Genomic DNA, 17,313 nt, shown 5'->3' with positions numbered 1-17,313 from the left:
TTCTAAAAATAGATATTACCAGCGGGGGTCTCACTTCATGAGAAGATGGAATCGGTTTTTTGCGAAACCGACGATTAGTTCTCCTGTCCACGAAGCCTTGCGTCGTTATTGTATCGTGTTTTGTTCGTGATCTTTGGACAGCTCAACGATAATCTTTTGTGATGAGTGATCAAGTAGAAACCTCAGAGCAATTCGTTGATGTTCCTGGCGGCAAAGTCTTTGTGAGGTGCTGGACTCCCAGTCAGGTGCGAAATCAAACACCTGTGGTTCTTTTGCATGACTCTTTAGGGTGTGTTGAGATGTGGAGGGATTTTCCACAGAAGCTTTCCGAAAAAACTGGTCGAGTTATTTTTGCTTATGATCGTCTTGGTTTTGGGCGCTCGTCACCACGCACGGAACTGCCCTCAGTTCGTTTCGTCAGTGAAGAGGCTGAAATCTATCTGCCTGCAGTTTTAAAAGCTCTGAATCTTGATAAGTTTGCATTATTCGGCCATAGTGTGGGCGGCGCAATGGCAGTTATTGCTGCCGGCACCATTGGTAAGAACTGTACGCAAATTATCACTGAATCTGCGCAAGCTTTTGTCGAGGACAGGACCCGCGCTGGGATTACCCAAGCGAAGTCCGACTTTGCTGACCCGAAGATCTATGCAAAGCTTGAAAAGTATCACGGAGAGAAAACTCGTTGGGTGCTGAGCGCCTGGATCGATGTTTGGCTGTCAGAAGGATTTGCAAACTGGAGTCTTCAAGAAGACCTGCTAAAAGTAAAATGTCCTGCCTTAGTAATTCATGGTGATAAAGACGAGTATGGCTCTGTGAAGTTTCCAGAAATGATTGCGGGGCTTGCCGGTGGTCCGAGCGAGAAACACGTGATTTCAGGTTGTGGGCACGTGCCTCATCGAGAAATGCCGGATTTAATTTTAAGTCTGGTTACTGATTTTCTTAAAACCTAAAGTGTTGCGTTTTTAAAAAAATCGACGACTTTATTTCTATGTAGCAGCCACGTTTTAATGATTACGGATTTGTGGCTGCCTGACATTTCAAGCGTCCACTGAGGCCTCCAAAGATCTCGAAGAGATTTTTGCGTGTCTGCAGGAACTGTCGTGTCTTCAGGGGCGATCACCATCGCCAGTTTCTTTGTAGGTGCAATCGGAGAGCTATTGAACGGATCCATAGGTAGAACTTGATCGATTGCTTGGACGTAGTCGTTTTGTGATTTAAACCCCATCGCTGTAAATCTTTGGCGGCGCATTTTTAGCAGAATTTCTTGATCTGAATTGGCAATGACCTCAGAGATCGGAGCGCCACCTGTAATTAAGAATGCCGCTTGAATTCTATCATGGTGTTGAACAGCGATGGCGGCGTGGATCGCACCGACGCTGGTGCCAAGAATGCCTATGAACGATCCTTGAATGTTTTTTGTTACTAGATCAATGGCATCTTGGGAACGAGTGTAAAATCGTCTGTGAATATCTAATTCCCAGCTGAATTCTTGATCTCCAGTCCAACCTTCAACTACGAAAACGTTAAAGCCTTTCTCACAGAGTGTTTCGGCATAACTGCGGTCTAGATAATTAGTGCCTCCGGTAGGCGGCATGACCAAAATGTATTTTGAACTAGGATCAACGCTTTCGTATTTGAGCGTTCGAACTTTGAAGCCGTCTTTTTCAAAACTGACGCTTTGGTTTTTACAATCATTGGCAGCGAAAGCTTGAGAAATAGAAGTCATCGTAAATATAAAAGATAAAAAGTGTTTTGGTGAAATCATAAAAGTTCCCTTCTGAAGAACAGAAGGGGATATACAAATTCGGTTCTTTTTGGGGTACGACTGATTGAGAAGTGCCGATATTAGGTCCTATAAATCCTAATTAGAGCAATTTCAGGATACTCGGGGGTCGTGACCGTATTGCCGAGCTTTGGCAAATGAGGCATCCTTTGAGTGCGGAGGGGCGATGATGATTTTCTTAATCATCCTATTTTTAAGTGCAGGAAGAGCAGGGGCCGAAGAGGTTGCTATTGAAAACTCGTTCAAGCATTCATTCACTCCTCATTCGACAGTCAGCGCCCGTACTGGGGAGTGGGGAAGCGTCGCCTTGCAGAGAACTCCGGGAACGAATCGCAAGACCAGTGCTTTGATGTCGTCACTGACGGCGGTTGTTATACCAAGGCTCGAGATAGGAACGGCTCTGCTTCTTCATACTTCTCCGTATCACAATTCGAACTTCAATGTGAAAGTGAACTTCTTCCGTTCGGACCTGATGAACTGGGCGCTTTCTTACAGCAATATCCTTTGGCGACCACCTTACTATGATACAGGAACCAGTATCATTTATGAAAAGCTGAAAATTGAATCACTTAGTCTGGTGACGAATATTCAACCGGAAGGCAGTTTGTGGAGTTATGGTGTGTCGACAACTTTTTCGTCCACTTATGTCGAAGTCGAGGGTCTTCCGTTTAAATTTACCGAAGAAGCACAACCAGAATACAATTTGGATATTTCCTATGAGTGGAGCGGTCGCGAAGATATCACCTTAGGGCTCGGCATGCTTCGAGATCAAGGGCTTACGGCTTTTGAAAAAACACGATTTGGTTTCGGAGTGTCCTATGCCCTTTATCGACCACAAAAGCTGTTCTCGAAACCAACAGTGGGGCTGCACTATACTCCGGATGTTGGGTCGTTCTTGTGGTCCTTTGCAACGACTTTTTATTAAGCATTCTAGGTGTGGGGACTGAGGACGACATGGATGTCCAGCGGTTTGATGGCGTTATTGAATAATAATTTGCGAGCAACCCTTCTTTTTTTGGGAAGTATCAAGTATGAAGTGTAAATGAGACCACCTGATGAAGCCCTCCAGCTGTTAGCGCGAGCCACTGATTTGCTTGCGAAATGCACAGACTATGAAGCCACCTTGGAATGTATTGCCGATCTTTTGGTTACGAGTCTTGCTACTTGGTGTGTGATTGATCTAGTGACAGATGATGGAAAAATCGAACGCGCGGCAGTCACTCACCGAAATTCTGAAAAAGCTAATCTTACGCGGACGATGCTGCAAAAATATCCAGCAAAACCAACCGCCCAAAGAGGCGTTTATAAAGTGATCGCGAGCGGAGAGACGATCATGATCCCGGAAACTTCTGAGGAGTTTTGGGCGCGTCGAGCGGACGATCCTGAGCATTTACGCATGATCGTCGAGTTGGGGTCTTCGTCCTACATGTGTGTCCCTCTGAAAGCCCGTGGTAAAGTTGTTGGCTCGATCATGCTTTTTTCTGAATCTAGAACCTATGACCAAGTGGATGTCAGTACTGCAGAGCAATTGGCTCGCTGTATTGCGATGGCTGTGGATAACGTGCACATGTTCCGACAAATGCAATCTACTCAAGATCAGTTGATTCAGTCGGCAAAGCTTGCCGCACTCGGGGTGATTTCAGCGGGGATTGCTCATGAAATTAACAATCCACTGACTATCATCAAAGGTCATTTAAAGTGCTTTGAACGTTCTCTAGAAAAGCGTGAGAGCGAAGCTCGTAGTGAGTTTCATCAATGTGTTGAAAAGGTCGACAAAAGCATCGCCCGAATTTCTAAGATCGTGAATCACGTTAAAGACTTCTCGCGCCAATCTGAAGGAGACTATCTCTCTTTGGATTTAAGAAACGTTGTGGATTCAGTGCTGGGCTTATTTGAACAACAATTTTTCTTGCACGAAATAAAAGTCCATAAACATTTCCCTGAATCTCCTGCGTTGGTGAAGGGTGACTTCATCCGTCTTGAACAAGTCTTAGTGAATATAGTTTCTAATGCCAAAGATGCCATCCGTGCACGTGTCGGGGGTGGTGGCGGCAATATTCATATAGAGGTTTCACAACAGGAAAGTCATGCCTGCATCAGTATTTCGGATGACGGTATTGGGATTTCGGCTCTTCATAAAGAACGAGTTTTTGAACCATTCTTCACAACAAAAGTAGTGGGGAAGGGGACAGGCCTTGGGCTTTCTATTTCGCACGGAATAGTCAAAGACCATCAAGGTAAAATCGAGCTTCACTCCGAAGAAAAGAAAGGCACGAGGATTCTAATCACTCTGCCTCGAGCTGTGGATGTTTAACCTTTTCAAATAACCATGCCATTCAACATTAATTCTGCGCTTCTTTTTCGTTTGATTTAGGGGCTTTCTTATTATCCTTGACAGATTACGTAACCAGTTACACATTATCGCCATGAAATTCTTTGATCAAGTTGGAAAAATGGCTTTAGGGACTCGGGTTCGCTTTCTGGGGGAAAAGATCGGCCAAGATGCCGCCGAAATTTACCGCTCTTACGGAAATGATCTTCATCCAAAGTGGTTCCCGGTATTTTACGTGCTCTCTCAAAACGACGAGGACACGGTGACATCGATCGCAGAACACATCGGACACTCGCATGCCTCGGTCAGTAAGATCATTGGCGAGATGGAAAAAGCAGGCCTTGTGACCGAAAAAACAGACGCGAAAGATCGTCGGCGTACTAAAGTTGCTCTTTCAAAAAAAGGGCGCATGATTAGCCAAAGAATTGAAGAGCAGTACCAAGATGTGGGTGCTGCAATTGAAGAGATTTCTTCGCAGGCAAGCCATAACTTATGGGCAGCGATTGAAGAATGGGAGTATCTCTTAGGGCAGAAGTCACTACGGGACCGCGTTCTGGAAAAGAAAAAGCTGCGGGACTCCCAGGACGTCAAGATCGTGCCTTATCAGCCTAAATACAAACAGACCTTCTACAAACTCAATGAAGAGTGGATTTCGACATATTTCAAAATGGAAAAACCTGATCGTGATGCGCTCGAGAATCCCAAATCATATATCCTTGATAAAGGTGGCTATATTTTCGTGGCGATCTTGAATAAAGAACCTGTCGGGGTGTGTGCGCTGATTATGCGGGACGATCTTGGCTGTTATGAACTTGCTAAGATGGCTGTTTCCCCCAAAGCCCAAGGGAAAAACATTGGATACCTGCTGGGAAGAGCAGTGATCGAGAAAGCGGTGTCTCTTAAAGCCGATCGCGTCTTCTTGGAAAGCAATACGATCTTAAAACCCGCGATTAGACTCTATGAAAAATTAGGGTTCAAAAAAGTCGTGGGGCCTCCGACTCCATATGAACGCTGCAATATTCAGATGGAGCTAAAGCTTTAGAACAGTGTAGGGTACGTTATCTAAAAAATAGATAGATGACATATAAATGTTCTAGTTTACATACGTTCAAGCCAGCTGCTAAAAAACAGACTTAAAAACCAAATATCGGTCTTAAATTTGTGCGGATGGGATACCAATGAGGCAAATGGCTTCTTTGACGACGATGATTGCTGGCATTTGCCTTAGCTCGTTTAGCTATGCGGGGGCTTCTTACCGGAAGGTTGCAAAAGAGGATTGCTTAAATGGTGGTGGCAAAGCTAGGGGTCGCGCTGATGGGATTCAACTGGTTTGTGAGGGTGGAAAGTACAACCGTTACACCATCGGAGGATCGGACTACGCTGTGTCTTTGGATAGTGTGGCCGCTGTTGGCCGTGGACGTAGTGATCGGCTCTTAGCCGAAAAACGCCATTGTGATGGTATTGCTAAAGAGAAGACGAAACAGCAGGGGAAGCTGTAAACTTTTCAGCTGAAAGTGTTCGTTGGGACAGCTTTCATTAAAATCCTGCGGCTCTTTATAGGGGCCATGGTATAAGTCCCGTCATGAAAGTACTTTTATTTTCTGTCATCTTATTAGCAGCAACAGTTTCTAGTGCTGCTCAGAGTGTTGGACATCGTGGGGCTCCTCACTTTGCTCCTGAAAACACAGTCTCATCTTTTATAAAAGCCATCGAATTGAAAGTTGATTTTTTAGAGATCGATGTACAGCAAACCAAAGATGGTGTCTTAGTGATCATGCACGATTCCACCGTAAATCGCACAACAGATGGCGATGGAGATGTGAAGGATCTAACTTTCAAGCAGATCCGTTCTTTAGATGCCGGCAGTTCATATTCTCAAGACTTTGCAGGCGAAAAGGTTCCAACTTTCGAAGAGGTTCTAGAGCTTTCTCAGTTAGATCCCCATTTTAAATTTATTATCGAACTTAAAGAAGGCAGCGATGTTGTTTCTGGTATTGAGGAAAACGTCGTGCGCGAGATTCGAAAGCACGGTCTTGAAAACAGAGTGCTTCTTAAATCCTTTTCGTATCCAGTGTTGCAGCGCCTGCGTAAACAGCTTCCTGAGGCAGAGCAGATCTATGTATACGTAACGGCGTTTCCGTCGTTGAATCTGATGATCGATACGTCACTGCGTTTGCAAAATCCTTTAAACTTTGATGTCGAATACCTTCAGCCTCTGTCGAAGGTGACTCACCCAGGATTTATCAAGAAGGCTCACAAGGCCAACAAGAAGGTCATCGTTTGGGGAGTAGAAACCAAAGCGCAAATGCAGCGTTGGATAGATGCAGGCGCTGATGCGATCGAGACAGATCGCCTAGATATCTTTAATCAACTTTAAGTCAGGAGAATCTATGAAAAATCTTAAATACGGTGTTTTAGTAGGTTTGTTTTTCGTAACTGGTTCTGTATTTGCGGCTCAGCCGAGAGCAGATAAAGCCCAAGAGGCCTTTTTAAATGCGGCCTGCGCTCAAGAACAGACAAAGAGCTTCGTCGACCAGGGGTTTACGGTTCAAGAAACTTCGACCGCTCTTGTGCAAGCTGATTTTACTGACGAGGGTGTTCAAGGAATCTACTTGGTAACTACCTATCTGGAAAAGGGCGACAAGCCTTGGAACAAAGTTTCTACGACTGTCGTGGGCGTTGTTCAAATTGCTCACGGCTTTGTTCACTCGGCAAATTGTATTGATCCCAAAAAGGCAGCCCTAGAGTTGTATAAATTGATCAACTAAGAAAATTGGGGCCTTTCATTCGGCCCCTTTGCTTAGAACTTGAATTGAATCTCAAATCCCCAGAAGCCGCCGCTTTCCATTTGGGCGCCACCGTGATTAGTCCCGTAACCTTGCTGGCGCATAACCCAGCGAGCACGCGCATCTTGGACCACTTTTCTGCCGAAGAGCTCGTTGATTTCTTGGCTCAAGGCACCCATCGGATTCATAACGATCATTAAGAAAGACCCGAGCTTTTTAGAGCCCGCCACTTTTCCTTCATTAGCGCGTATTTTTAGTTCCGTACGATAGAATATTTCACCCATGATCGAGCCGATCACTGGTGTAATAATCAAATCTTGAATCGATGGAGTTTCCGCAAAGGCTTCAACTCCGTACTCCCAGAAGAATGTCGACATCACCACCGAATAACCAAACGAGCCCCAAGGCCCCATGCCAGAGTGACGAGCGATTTGATAGTAAGCGGCGCCAGCGTAAGGGTGGCCGATAAAGTTAATGGCCCAGTCGTCTTTATCAACAACCGGTCCTTCTTTAACGTTTTCACGCCAATTGTTTCCGACATCCTTCATTTTATTTTTATCCCACTTAGAAACGCTCTCGGGTAGCAAGTAAAGAATGCCTGCAACACCCGCTGCCGCCAATGTGACGTTGCGAGTGCTGGTGTACATATTTTGTTCTGAAGAGGTTAAGCGGCTGATATTCACTTCGCGTTGCCACTCGACGTCGTTCGAAGGACTTAAAATCACAACACTGGTGATAGGATTTTTTGGATCTTGATCACAGAGTCTGCGCGGATCTTGAATGCCTCGAAGTGCATTGGAATTGATAAGCTCTTTTTGAATGCGGGCGCAGGTGTCTTGGTCGCGAGTGTCGATCGTAATGACTTGGCCTTTTATCATGCCAGAGCCGCGTTGTTTCTGGGCTTCCATTTCATCAACGACGCGGTCGATGTCTTTTTTGGTGTAGTACTTGTTGTATGGGTTATCGATTAACTCTTGCACTGGATCTGGTGTCGGCGAAGGTTGTACAGCCCATTCAAAGGCCATCGCTTGAAGAGACGAGAAAACTAGAAACGCTGCAAGACAAGAAGGGCGCAACTTCATGACTGAACTCCTGTGTAATCTGAGGCAGTTATACCAGGTCTTGCTCTGAGTTTCAGGAGAAGCTCGTAGAACAGGGAAATCCTACCTGCTTGTCAAATGTGTGGACGGTGATCAGTGTCGATATTAATGACATCAATGAAGTTCCTCTACGCCAGATTCAATACTGTCCTGCTCCCTTGAGAACGTCTGTGGTAAACGGTATATATGACTCTATATTTACTTCCGTCTTTAAATATAAATGTTAGGAGTGTTTATGAAAATGTTCATAGCTTTAGCCACAGTAATGTTGATCGGTCCATTGAGTCAGGCAGCTGTTGGGATCCAAGATTTCGCTGGTCTTTATATGCTTAGTCCAGAGAATCAATCTTGTAATAAGTATTTAAAAATCGTTGTTGATGGCAGTGCTTTCGAAGTAAGCCGTGCTATGTCCAGCAGCCGCAAAAATTGGGACGATAAAGATAACGGACCTGATGACTATGGTTATATGTTGGATTACAAAGGCGATGCGGATTCGGTTTTGCCAACGTATTACAGTCGTCAGGGTGATAAGCAAGTTATTTCCAATACGAAGCTTGAAAATGGAATATTGAAAACTTCGGCTAAATCGTTCAGTCCCTACTCTCTGTTTCCTGGGAAGATTTACTCTCCATTGACGACTATTGACGGTGTCATGACTCTTTCAGCCGATGGACAAAATCTTCATGCGATCATCGACGAGAAAAATAGTAAAAAATCCCGTAAAGGCGGCGGAGACGGACTCTCTTATTACGACAATTGTACTTATAAGCGTATCAGATAATTCTTGAGATCATCGATATTCTGAAAACTAAAAACCCGGGCACAACCCGGGTTTTTTTATTTACAATTGCGTTTCGAAAAACTCTTGGGATTTCACGATGCCTTCAAGGGCATCGCCGCCACGACCTTCATCAATCATGCGAGTCCAATTTGACAATCCTGATGGATCTGGTCTGCGATTGAAGAAGACGCGATAGATATTAAAGACCACGCGACGAGAACCCACGTCTTGGACGCGTTCGGCGAATTCTGGCACTGATCCGATGAGGCGGGCAGAGTCATAAAGACCTTGGTAACCACGGTTCATAATTTCTCTACCAAAGCCATCAATGCCCTCTTGATCGGCATATCTGTTCAAAGCCCCTACATACAAAAGATCTACCAAACGAGCGGCTTCGCGAGGATCACGCAAATCACCACGGCGAGGTCCTCTGCGATTGTCATAATCAGACCTGTCGCTATCACGGTCATAGTCATAGGCGTGTGCAGAAAGACCGCTTACAGTCATACCCACTGCTAAAATAGCAAGAGCAAGGGTGCGCAAGGAGTTTAAATAAGAAATTCTAGTTTTCATATTCACCTTTAGTTTTTAGTGTAAACGCATTGGCTGTCTGCATTCACTGGTGTTAAATTCGAAGAGAAGGTGTGGCGGACGTTGAGTTTTCCCGCCGCTTGCTCAAGAGTAATAACTTCGTTGTATTCATTTGTTCCTGGGGCGATGAATTCAGGCAACAAACCATTGAGTGAAATAGTCAGTTGGTCGTTTGCGAAGCTCACTTGCAATTGACCTTCTTTCGTAGAATCCACCAATTTTACTGGCTGGCCATTAAGCTCTGCCGTCGCATCGAAAGTTGCGCTAACAACGTTTACGTTTTTACCACTAATTGCTACGACCAAACCTTGAGAGCAAATGGCCTGTTGGTTTTTACCAAGAATAGTTTCATTCTCGAGACTATATTGACCGGCAAAATCATTTGCAGTCGCTGCAAAAGCTGAAGTCGTTGCTAAACCTAAAGTCAAAAATACTAGTAATGCTTTCATGTAATTCTCCTTGTTAGGTATAGCGGCAATTTAGCTTATGGTAATGCTCCGCGCTAGATATATGTTATTAAATTTGCACGGTTTCGGTAATGTATTATTACCATCATTTGATGAGAACGATTATAAAATAAAAAACCCGGGCATACGACCCGGGTTTTTAGTTTGTGATTCTGGCACAAGAAGGTTTGGTTACGGGATAAATAGTTTTTTCGAAGAGACTGTTTTGTTACCAAATACGTCAATAAGTACAACCGTGACTTCGACGGTTTTTCCCACCTGGTACTTGGTGGGTGTATAAGTAAATTGAGAGCCTTCGACAATGGTAGAGTCGACATCAGAGCCATCAGCATTTGCGATTAATCTTGCAGTCGTGCTGGTGAATTTTCTGACGCTTACTCCGTCGAAAAAGAACTCGACGCTATCAATAGATGTGTCGTCATCAGCAAATACTTGAATCGCTGGCCAAGAGCCAAGGCCGATCCAAGTTGAAATGACTTTTAAATCGCTAAAGATAACAGGCGCCGCAGTTTCAAAAATATCTGCTGGCATTCTGAAGGTAGTACTGGACTTTGCTGGTAGAAAAGTTTTGCAACTTCCTTGGGAAAAATTCAGGTGGCTGACAACTTCAAATCGATAGCTTGAACTCGGTTTTAAGCCATCAAATTCGACATCCCAAAGTTTGCTAGAGTCGCCTAAGTATAAACCCGACATCTGATAAATGACATTGTTAGAGGCGTCGTAGATTTTGTACATGTCATAGTCAGGCATAATCACTTCGCCTCTGCTATCCATCCCGGGAATAAGCTGAACGTGTATACGTCGAGAGTTAATTATATCTACTTTAGCGCTGATAGGCTGCTGAACAGGTGCCGTGCATTTAGAGCTTCCGTCTCTGGAAGGAGTGCGAGCTGCGTAAGAATGATCGATGTAGAGCCAGCTCATAGCGAGAAAAATAAAAAGTGACTGTTTCATAAGACCCCCTATGAAAGTTTCTGTTGCAAATGAAAGACCACGGGCTTGCAACGCACTCAATTTGTTTTGGATGAAATCTTTTTGACGTTCGTAAATTGAATGGGGACGTGGCTTAGATATTGAGCCATAAAATTGGACACTGAGTCCCGAATCAAAAATCACATTTTCGACGCATTCTAAAAACCAAGCAATTTGCGTCTATGGATAGGTGAGGACTAAGAAACACTGCTTTTTTATTTAGCTGAGCTCAATTTCACCGCGTCCTTTGCGGCCCCTTATCCGGTAGCGCCGAAAAAAGTGTTGTTTGAAAATTAAATCTTATTCCTAGGAGCACCCTAACAATATATGGTGTGTTATGGGTAATTTGCGGAAGAGGGTTGCTGCTTTATGCTGGGTGCTTGCGCCATTGCTGTCGTTTTCGACTTCAGAAGCTGTCACCTTTCAAAAAATCGAGAACACCTGCCACTATGACGAAGTCCTAAAGATGGATGTGTGGACCTCGTATGCACCCCCATTTGCGATCAAAGAATTTAAATCCCTCATCAAAGAGAAATACAATAAGAACATTGATGTGCATGTTCTGCGGGCACTCAGCCCCGATGAATTTTACGATAGAGTCCGCTCTGGGGTTTCCGACATCATTTCGCCGTCACATAATTTCATGAAGGATGAAAGAACCCAGTTTATCGATAAGAAACTAATAATTCCTGTGGATCGGACTCTAACTCCGAACCTTAATGGAATTTACCCGCTATATATCAATAATGATTTCGTGACCAGTGACGGTAAATTGTACGGAGTCCCGCTGGCGGCTGGTGGGTACAGTCTGCTTTACAATAAAGATCATTTCAAAAAGGCACCAACCTCTTGGAATGTTTTATGGGACGATAAGTACAAAGGGCGCTATTCGTTGTCGAAAGATTATTACGAAGCCAATATTTATGTCACAGCGTTGGCGCTGGGATATAAAGGGGCTCAAATCCATGACATCAATCTTATCAATACTGTAAAGTTCAAACTGAAGCTGAAGCATTTGCTCGAGAACGCGAATTACTGGGAGGGGGCTCCTAAGGATGCAGATCTTAAGAATTCAGTTTTAACGCTTGCATGGGGTCTTTCGCATTCTGTGACAAAAGACAGTGCCAAGAAGTGGAAGCTAGCCCTTCTTGATGAAGGTGTTAGTTTTTGGACCGATTATTTGTCAGTTACCAGAAATGTAGAGCGGAACCCTTTCATTAAAACCGTCGCAATGGAGTGGTTAAACTATGTTGTTGGCAAAAGGTTTCAAGAGAAGGTCATTATTGAAGAAAAAAAATATCTGTCGCCTTTAAAAATAAGTTCGGACTCTAGAGTGGCTTCATTTCAAAATAAAAATGAGGTCACGTACTTGGTCAATAAGTCGATTTACTGGCCGATTCTGACAATCCGCGACCGAAATGGTCTAAAGTCAGTCTATGATCAGGTTCTTGAAGAGATCGCAGCTAATAAAAAGGCTCATTAAGTTAGGCTCTGCCGCATACTTGTTCTAATTTGATACGTTATTAATTTGTTTCGATTCTAGTAATAATACGTTACCATTAAGGTATGTTGAATCCATTTGAATTTAAATCCTATAAGACATATCTGCGTAAACTCTTAGACCAAGCTGAAAATCGGGGACTTATGAGTCGCCTTTCAGAGGCTGCTGGTTGCCAACGACCTTATCTTTCTAAAGTTCTTCAGTCGGACTCTGAAGTGCAGCTGACCCCCGATCATATGTACGGGATCTGCGATTATTTGGGGCTGTCTGAGGCTGAAGGTAACTTTTTAAAGCTGCTGTTAGAGCACGAGCGGGCCTCGAGTTCTAAGTACCGTCAGAGCCTTGAAAAGCGCATTGCGCAGGCGAAGTCCCAGCATTTGAATTTAAAAAACCAAACGGGCGGCAAGGAGCTTCTGAATACGGGGGCGGACCCTATGGCCTTTTATTATAGCTATTGGTTGTATGCGGCCCTGCATATCGCAGTCAGTATCCCGGGTATGCAAACGGTGGCAAAACTTGCTAGTAAGTTTTCACTGCCAGAGTCTATGATCGAAAGCCATTTAATGGCGTTGGAAAACGCAGGTCTGGTTAAGAAAAACCGAGACAAGTGGAGCTGGCAGTCCGGGGACATTCATTTAGAAAATGAGTCCTATTGGATTTTGCCGCATCATATGAACTGGCGAAATCAGGCTGTGCAAAACGTAGCACTCAGACTTCCGGATGACACTCATTACTCGGTCGTACAGTCTATTAGTGCCGCCGATTTTGAGGTGCTCCGACATAAGATGATCGAGTGGATCAGGCAGTTTCAGAAGGTGAGCTCTCCGTCTGCGCCTGAGGAGCTGGTGTGCTTCAACCTGGACTTCTTTAAGATAGTTAAATAGCTGGCCCGCTGCTTGTAGTATTTCGAAGGTATGAAGCCAAATGCATCATACCCTAGAATCGCGACCGCGTTCCTGACGTTTTTCGTCGTCTGTCAAAGCTTTGGACAAGGCCTGGCTGCTCGATCAAATGCTTTGCCTTCAGTGAATAGTTTTGAAAAAGGTCTCGGGAAGTTGAAGCAAGCAACCGAACTTAGTGATGCCTTGATTATCGACTTTACAAAGGTCGACTTAAACAATCTGCAGGAAAATTCCATTAAAGTCGAAAAGCGCGAGGGCCCGAGCTCTGGCGGCGGTGGTAATACCTGTGCGTTGATGTTAAAACAAAATGCCATCGAGCTTTTAGCGAGGATCAAAGACTATCCTCTTTTTCAAAAAGACAGTGTTGCAGCAATCTTAGAGAGTAAAATCAAAGCTGCGAAGTTTCAGGCTGGTGAAAATCTATATATTGAAGGTCGTGATATCTATTTTAAGGGTAGAACTATTCACATAGATGCAAAAAAAGTAGAGGCTATCAATTATCCTGATAAAAACACGATTGTCATTGAACAGAGTTTTTGCGACAACGTGTCTACTTTATCGATCGCCTCTTTGGGGACAACCCTTCATGAATACTTGGGACTTGCTCTGTTAGACGATACTAAGTATCAAATCTCGGGCCCATTTGTAAAAAGCATTTACCAAGCCGAATATGCAAAAAAATCGAAGAACGCTAGTTTCTCGGACATTCAAGTTAACAACTTAAGAATGAAGTTTCAAAACAGCAAGCCCGTCGTTGTAGACGATATAGAGATTAAAACTTTCGATTCTACTTGTACTTATTTCGGCGAGATTGAGGGGAAATCCATCAGTCAAAAATTTAGCCTTCAACGAAGCTCAGAACAAAATATGTTGATGGAGCACGACACCCTTGGGTCGTTAAACTTAAAAATGCTTCAGTATATGGTCGGAATATATATCACGCTTCCTTCGGAAAACTCTACGAGTTCTTCCTATATGATCCTTCGTGAATACGCGCCAGGTATCTATATTGGCGAGTGGAACATCGTTGGCAATGAGCTCGTAGACACTCTAAGACTTGAAAAAGGCAACTATCCGGTCGCAAGCACTTCTGTGGGCGGAAGTTTGAGCACTGGCTACTCAGTGTGTTCGCCTAAATAATAAAAAATCCAAATCAACGCTGTCTAATTCGATGACACTCGAGCAAGTTTTACTTGCTTTTCATAGTCAAATCGAACCTTGTAGTGATATATTATTACCTAAACAGTCATAAATTAATAACGTATAAATATCGTCCGAAATAAAATTGAATTATCTTCTTTTGCGAACGCAAATCAATTTTATTAAGGAGATATTTATGAAACTTTTAAACTTTGCTCTTGTTAGTTTTAGTACAGTAGTTATCACCACAACGGCGTTTGCAAAATCATCTGTTTGTAGCTCTCATATTCCTGGTGCAACACCAGCTCTTAGCTGTGTTGAAACAGACGGCGGTCCTCGCAGTGTTTGTCTGTATGACGCTGGTGATGAGGTCATTGTTCAAATGCGCGGCGATGACCAATACAATGGAATTTTCGAAGAAAGATTAGAAAAGAACTTGGCAGATGGATCTCTTGTTCTTTCAAAAACTGAGCGATCATTGACGACTTACACAAAAACCGAAGTTATCGTCGATGCCGATGGCAGAGGTGCGTTTACGAACGTTTATAGAACTTTAAACGTTTTCGATAGCGCCAATATCAAATCTGAATTTGCTATGATCTGCAAATAGAAGGTTTTTATGAAACAGATATTTAATGTCGTATTGGTATTGATGTCTCTGATTACTTCGGCGTATGCGGCGCCGAAGTATGTACAGAGTGTTATTTGACGTGGTCGTCGAGAACAAGGATGGAGTATGCACTCTACTGAGTGTGGATTTCTCGGAGTTTTTATAGTAATTTCCCTGAATATGTTCCGTCTGCTAGACGCATTAGCTAGAAAGTTTGCCTAATGCGAAAGTCAGATTTAGTATCCGCTTATGGCTGACGAACAAGTTCCCGCTATTGTTAAACCTCTATTAAGAGGCCATTTTCACCAGGCCGCATTTTTCTTTGCGATGGGCGCCTGCGCGATGCTGATCGCACGGAGCGATAATTCTCGCGAAGCTATAGCCACAGTTATATACTCTTTGGGTGTTGTGGGACTTTTTGGTATCAGCGCCCTTTATCACCGCCCAATGTGGAATCCTCGACCTCGCGCCACGATGAAGCGTCTTGATCACGCAGCGATCTTTGTGATGATCGCAGGTACGGGGACTCCGTTGACCTTGCTTGCGATGCAGGAAGGTTCAGGGAATAAGCTTCTGATCATTTTCTGGGCCGCTGCTTTTGTCGGTATTATCCAGTCCATTTTTTGGGTGAAGGCTCCGAAGCTTTTATCCGCGATTCTGTATGTCATCATGGGGTGGTTGGCCGTGCCTTATTTGCCCGAACTTCAGGCGGCCCTTGGAACCACCAGCGTCGTATTGCTATTGGTGGGTGGTGTGATCTATACCCTAGGTGCTTTAGTGTACGCCTTTAAGTGGCCGAACCCGTGGCCACGAGTTTTTGGCTATCACGAAATCTTTCATATCATGGTGATAGTAGCCGCCGTCTTTCACTTTATCGTTATCGCTAGCCTTATGCGCTAACCAAAAATGCAGCGACGATAGACTTTGATAAAAACACGTTTAAAAACGTTTTACTTCTTGGGTTTTTTCTTACGGCGTTTTGCATTTTCAATGCGCGCTTCTTCAGCTTCAATCAACGCTTTTAGGTCCAAGCTCAGATCCACGGGTTTGGTGATCATTTCATAACCCGCTTTGCTGACTTTCATCACATCGATCTTTTTATTGATTGTAGCTTCGATGTCTTCCAAAAGTTTCTTTTCTTCTTGAGCACAGAAGGAAACCGCAATGCCCTTATTAAAGCCACGACCAGTACGGCCGATGCGATGTACGTAGTTTTCTGGATTTTCTGGAAGGTCATAGTTAATCACATGAGTAACGTCATTGATATCGATCCCGCGGGCACTAACGTCTGTGGCAATCAGGATGCTAAACTTGCCATTACGGAAGTCTTTTAAGACGTCCATGCGGTCTGTCTGGTCTTTTTCGCCGTGAAGGGTGCGGGACTGGATTTCAGCGCGTTCTAGGGCCTTAGCAACGCGTTCTGCGCGAACACGGGTACGAACGAAGACAATAAATTTGCCCTCAGGATTTTGCTGAAGGAATTCAGCCAAGAAGAAACGCTTATCGTCCATTTCAACAAACATCACAGAGTGTGTAATGTTCTTTGAAACCGGGTCTTCCGGAGAAATCTGAATGCGAATCGCACTGCTGCGAACTTGAGAGTAAGCAAGTTTTTTGATTTCAGGATTGATGGTCGCAGAGAAAAACAAAGTCTGATGGTTGCGCGGCAGTTTTCGTTTAACGGCCTCAACGTCATCGATGAAACCTAAGTCCAACATGCGATCGGCTTCGTCCAGCACGAGCGTCTCTACATGGTGGAGGTTCATGTAATCTTCGCGGATCAAGTCAAACATCCGGCCCGGAGTTGCAATCAAGATATCAATCCCGTCTTGCAGTTTCTTAATCTGCGCATCTTGTTCAACGCCACCAAAAACGGCAAAAGCACGAACCTTTGTGTGTTTGGCGATAGAGTTAAAAACCTCTCCGATTTGTTGGGCAAGTTCGCGGGTAGGGACCATGACTAGGCACTTAATGCCCAATGCGCGTTTGCTGGCTTTATTTGCATGAATTCCGTTAATGAGGGGGATTGCGAAGGCCGCCGTCTTACCGGTTCCGGTCTGAGCGATGGCTAAGACGTCCTCGCCCTTCATGATGGAAGGAATGGCTTTGTACTGGATGTCTGTCGTACGGAAAAATCCGAGGTTGTTTAGATTGCGTAGAATGTCTTCAGATAGAAAGAACTTATCGAATTTCATAGGAAACCCCGGTTACATGGAGAGAGTCGGATTGAAGGCGGTTTTATAACACAAACGGGGGCTTCTCGCTAGGGGCATATCCATGTTTGCTGCCTAAGCCTTATTACGTGCTTGAATGGTAAAAACTGCATGGCCGTGGGTGGGGTCCAGCAA

Annotated in this window: 19 protein-coding genes; 13 read left to right on the top strand and 6 right to left on the bottom strand. The window is 44.3% G+C overall.

The window, feature by feature from the left end; translation table 11 throughout:
- Positions 1-161: 161 nt before the first annotated feature.
- Positions 162-950 carry an alpha/beta fold hydrolase gene (locus tag ACLWBB_RS11475; RefSeq protein WP_413287652.1) on the top strand — a complete coding sequence of 263 codons (789 nt, stop codon included), beginning with the start codon at positions 162-164 and terminating at the stop codon, positions 948-950.
- Here the strand turns inward: ACLWBB_RS11475 and ACLWBB_RS11470 are convergent.
- A complete protein-coding gene (locus ACLWBB_RS11470; protein WP_413287651.1) occupies positions 947-1,765 on the bottom strand; it encodes a hypothetical protein in 819 nt (272 codons plus the stop codon). The genes ACLWBB_RS11475 and ACLWBB_RS11470 overlap by 4 nt on opposite strands.
- A 184-nt stretch (positions 1,766-1,949) precedes the next feature.
- Between ACLWBB_RS11470 and ACLWBB_RS11465 the strand changes: the two genes are divergently transcribed.
- From ACLWBB_RS11465 to ACLWBB_RS11440, 6 genes are all read left to right on the top strand, one after another.
- Positions 1,950-2,708 (top strand): hypothetical protein, encoded by a 759-nt coding sequence (locus ACLWBB_RS11465; protein ID WP_413287650.1) that lies wholly within the window; start codon positions 1,950-1,952, stop codon positions 2,706-2,708.
- A gap of 117 nt (positions 2,709-2,825) precedes the next feature.
- Positions 2,826-4,097: an ATP-binding protein gene (locus tag ACLWBB_RS11460; RefSeq protein ID WP_413287649.1), complete on the top strand. Its 1,272-nt coding sequence runs from the start codon at positions 2,826-2,828 to the stop codon at positions 4,095-4,097.
- 112 nt (positions 4,098-4,209) lie between these two features.
- Positions 4,210-5,157, top strand: a complete 948-nt coding sequence (locus tag ACLWBB_RS11455) for a GNAT family N-acetyltransferase (RefSeq protein WP_413287648.1) — start codon at positions 4,210-4,212, stop codon at positions 5,155-5,157.
- Between the two features lie 145 nt (positions 5,158-5,302).
- A complete protein-coding gene (locus ACLWBB_RS11450) occupies positions 5,303-5,614 on the top strand; it encodes a hypothetical protein (protein ID WP_413287647.1) in 312 nt (103 codons plus the stop codon).
- A gap of 83 nt (positions 5,615-5,697) precedes the next feature.
- Positions 5,698-6,492 (top strand): glycerophosphodiester phosphodiesterase, encoded by a 795-nt coding sequence (locus ACLWBB_RS11445; RefSeq protein WP_413287646.1) that lies wholly within the window; start codon positions 5,698-5,700, stop codon positions 6,490-6,492.
- 13 nt (positions 6,493-6,505) lie between these two features.
- The gene (locus ACLWBB_RS11440) at positions 6,506-6,883 is read left to right on the top strand and encodes a hypothetical protein (protein WP_413287645.1); all 378 of its coding nucleotides are present in this window, start codon (positions 6,506-6,508) and stop codon (positions 6,881-6,883) included.
- 32 nt (positions 6,884-6,915) lie between these two features.
- Here the strand turns inward: ACLWBB_RS11440 and ACLWBB_RS11435 are convergent, their stop codons facing one another.
- Positions 6,916-7,983, bottom strand: coding sequence for a DUF3943 domain-containing protein (locus tag ACLWBB_RS11435; protein WP_413287644.1), 1,068 nt, complete (start codon positions 7,981-7,983; stop codon positions 6,916-6,918).
- A gap of 253 nt (positions 7,984-8,236) precedes the next feature.
- Here ACLWBB_RS11435 and ACLWBB_RS11430 point away from each other — a divergent pair, with 253 nt between their 5' ends.
- The gene (locus ACLWBB_RS11430; RefSeq protein ID WP_413287643.1) at positions 8,237-8,782 is read left to right on the top strand and encodes a hypothetical protein; all 546 of its coding nucleotides are present in this window, start codon (positions 8,237-8,239) and stop codon (positions 8,780-8,782) included.
- Positions 8,783-8,842: 60 nt separating this feature from the next.
- On the opposite strand, the gene ACLWBB_RS11425 is transcribed toward ACLWBB_RS11430, so the two are convergent.
- The 3 genes from ACLWBB_RS11425 to ACLWBB_RS11415 form a co-directional block, all read right to left on the bottom strand.
- Positions 8,843-9,355, bottom strand: coding sequence for a DUF4214 domain-containing protein (locus ACLWBB_RS11425; RefSeq protein ID WP_413287642.1), 513 nt, complete (start codon positions 9,353-9,355; stop codon positions 8,843-8,845).
- 8 nt (positions 9,356-9,363) lie between these two features.
- Positions 9,364-9,822, bottom strand: a complete 459-nt coding sequence (locus tag ACLWBB_RS11420) for a hypothetical protein (protein ID WP_413287641.1) — start codon at positions 9,820-9,822, stop codon at positions 9,364-9,366.
- Between the two features lie 189 nt (positions 9,823-10,011).
- Complete coding sequence (locus ACLWBB_RS11415; RefSeq protein ID WP_413287640.1) at positions 10,012-10,794, bottom strand: hypothetical protein; 783 nt, start codon at positions 10,792-10,794, stop codon at positions 10,012-10,014.
- Positions 10,795-11,149: 355 nt separating this feature from the next.
- Between ACLWBB_RS11415 and ACLWBB_RS11410 the strand changes: the two genes are divergently transcribed.
- The 5 genes from ACLWBB_RS11410 (at position 11,150) to trhA (ending at position 15,865) form a co-directional block, all read left to right on the top strand.
- The gene (locus tag ACLWBB_RS11410) at positions 11,150-12,295 is read left to right on the top strand and encodes an extracellular solute-binding protein (RefSeq protein ID WP_413287639.1); all 1,146 of its coding nucleotides are present in this window, start codon (positions 11,150-11,152) and stop codon (positions 12,293-12,295) included.
- 83 nt (positions 12,296-12,378) lie between these two features.
- Positions 12,379-13,197, top strand: a complete 819-nt coding sequence (locus ACLWBB_RS11405; protein ID WP_413287638.1) for a DUF4423 domain-containing protein — start codon at positions 12,379-12,381, stop codon at positions 13,195-13,197.
- Between the two features lie 30 nt (positions 13,198-13,227).
- Positions 13,228-14,355, top strand: coding sequence for a hypothetical protein (locus ACLWBB_RS11400; RefSeq protein ID WP_413287637.1), 1,128 nt, complete (start codon positions 13,228-13,230; stop codon positions 14,353-14,355).
- A 196-nt stretch (positions 14,356-14,551) separates the two neighbouring features.
- Positions 14,552-14,965 (top strand): hypothetical protein, encoded by a 414-nt coding sequence (locus ACLWBB_RS11395; protein WP_413287636.1) that lies wholly within the window; start codon positions 14,552-14,554, stop codon positions 14,963-14,965.
- A gap of 249 nt (positions 14,966-15,214) precedes the next feature.
- Entirely contained in the window at positions 15,215-15,865 is a 651-nt protein-coding gene (trhA, locus tag ACLWBB_RS11390; protein ID WP_413287635.1) for a PAQR family membrane homeostasis protein TrhA, read from the top strand.
- Positions 15,866-15,915: 50 nt separating this feature from the next.
- Here the strand turns inward: trhA and ACLWBB_RS11385 are convergent, their stop codons facing one another.
- On the bottom strand, positions 15,916-17,160 hold the full coding sequence (locus ACLWBB_RS11385) for a DEAD/DEAH box helicase (RefSeq protein WP_413287634.1): 1,245 nt from the start codon (positions 17,158-17,160) through the stop codon (positions 15,916-15,918).
- Between the last annotated feature and the right edge of the window lie 153 nt (positions 17,161-17,313).

The organism is Bdellovibrio sp. HCB337 (assembly GCF_047302465.1).
Classification (GTDB): Bacteria; Bdellovibrionota; Bdellovibrionia; order Bdellovibrionales; family Bdellovibrionaceae; genus JACMRP01.
The sequence above is the reverse complement of the archived record's forward strand: the minus strand, read 5'-3'. Positions and strand labels throughout refer to the sequence as shown.

Bases quoted from the DNA above. Each gene is read 5' to 3' on its own strand.
- ACLWBB_RS11470 (WP_413287651.1), bottom strand. From the start codon at position 1,765: ATGATTTCACCAAAACACTTTTTATCTTTTATATTTACGATGACTTCT.
- ACLWBB_RS11410 (WP_413287639.1), top strand. From the start codon at position 11,150: ATGGGTAATTTGCGGAAGAGGGTTGCTGCTTTATGCTGGGTGCTTGCG.
- ACLWBB_RS11445 (WP_413287646.1), top strand. From the start codon at position 5,698: ATGAAAGTACTTTTATTTTCTGTCATCTTATTAGCAGCAACAGTTTCT.
- ACLWBB_RS11450 (WP_413287647.1), top strand. From the start codon at position 5,303: ATGGCTTCTTTGACGACGATGATTGCTGGCATTTGCCTTAGCTCGTTT.
- ACLWBB_RS11430 (WP_413287643.1), top strand. From the start codon at position 8,237: ATGAAAATGTTCATAGCTTTAGCCACAGTAATGTTGATCGGTCCATTG.
- ACLWBB_RS11415 (WP_413287640.1), bottom strand. From the start codon at position 10,794: ATGAAACAGTCACTTTTTATTTTTCTCGCTATGAGCTGGCTCTACATC.
- ACLWBB_RS11460 (WP_413287649.1), top strand. From the start codon at position 2,826: ATGAGACCACCTGATGAAGCCCTCCAGCTGTTAGCGCGAGCCACTGAT.
- ACLWBB_RS11465 (WP_413287650.1), top strand. From the start codon at position 1,950: ATGATGATTTTCTTAATCATCCTATTTTTAAGTGCAGGAAGAGCAGGG.
- ACLWBB_RS11425 (WP_413287642.1), bottom strand. From the start codon at position 9,355: ATGAAAACTAGAATTTCTTATTTAAACTCCTTGCGCACCCTTGCTCTT.
- ACLWBB_RS11475 (WP_413287652.1), top strand. From the start codon at position 162: ATGAGTGATCAAGTAGAAACCTCAGAGCAATTCGTTGATGTTCCTGGC.
- ACLWBB_RS11435 (WP_413287644.1), bottom strand. From the start codon at position 7,983: ATGAAGTTGCGCCCTTCTTGTCTTGCAGCGTTTCTAGTTTTCTCGTCT.
- ACLWBB_RS11420 (WP_413287641.1), bottom strand. From the start codon at position 9,822: ATGAAAGCATTACTAGTATTTTTGACTTTAGGTTTAGCAACGACTTCA.
- ACLWBB_RS11440 (WP_413287645.1), top strand. From the start codon at position 6,506: ATGAAAAATCTTAAATACGGTGTTTTAGTAGGTTTGTTTTTCGTAACT.
- ACLWBB_RS11395 (WP_413287636.1), top strand. From the start codon at position 14,552: ATGAAACTTTTAAACTTTGCTCTTGTTAGTTTTAGTACAGTAGTTATC.
- ACLWBB_RS11385 (WP_413287634.1), bottom strand. From the start codon at position 17,160: ATGAAATTCGATAAGTTCTTTCTATCTGAAGACATTCTACGCAATCTA.
- ACLWBB_RS11400 (WP_413287637.1), top strand. From the start codon at position 13,228: ATGAAGCCAAATGCATCATACCCTAGAATCGCGACCGCGTTCCTGACG.
- trhA (WP_413287635.1), top strand. From the start codon at position 15,215: ATGGCTGACGAACAAGTTCCCGCTATTGTTAAACCTCTATTAAGAGGC.
- ACLWBB_RS11405 (WP_413287638.1), top strand. From the start codon at position 12,379: ATGTTGAATCCATTTGAATTTAAATCCTATAAGACATATCTGCGTAAA.
- ACLWBB_RS11455 (WP_413287648.1), top strand. From the start codon at position 4,210: ATGAAATTCTTTGATCAAGTTGGAAAAATGGCTTTAGGGACTCGGGTT.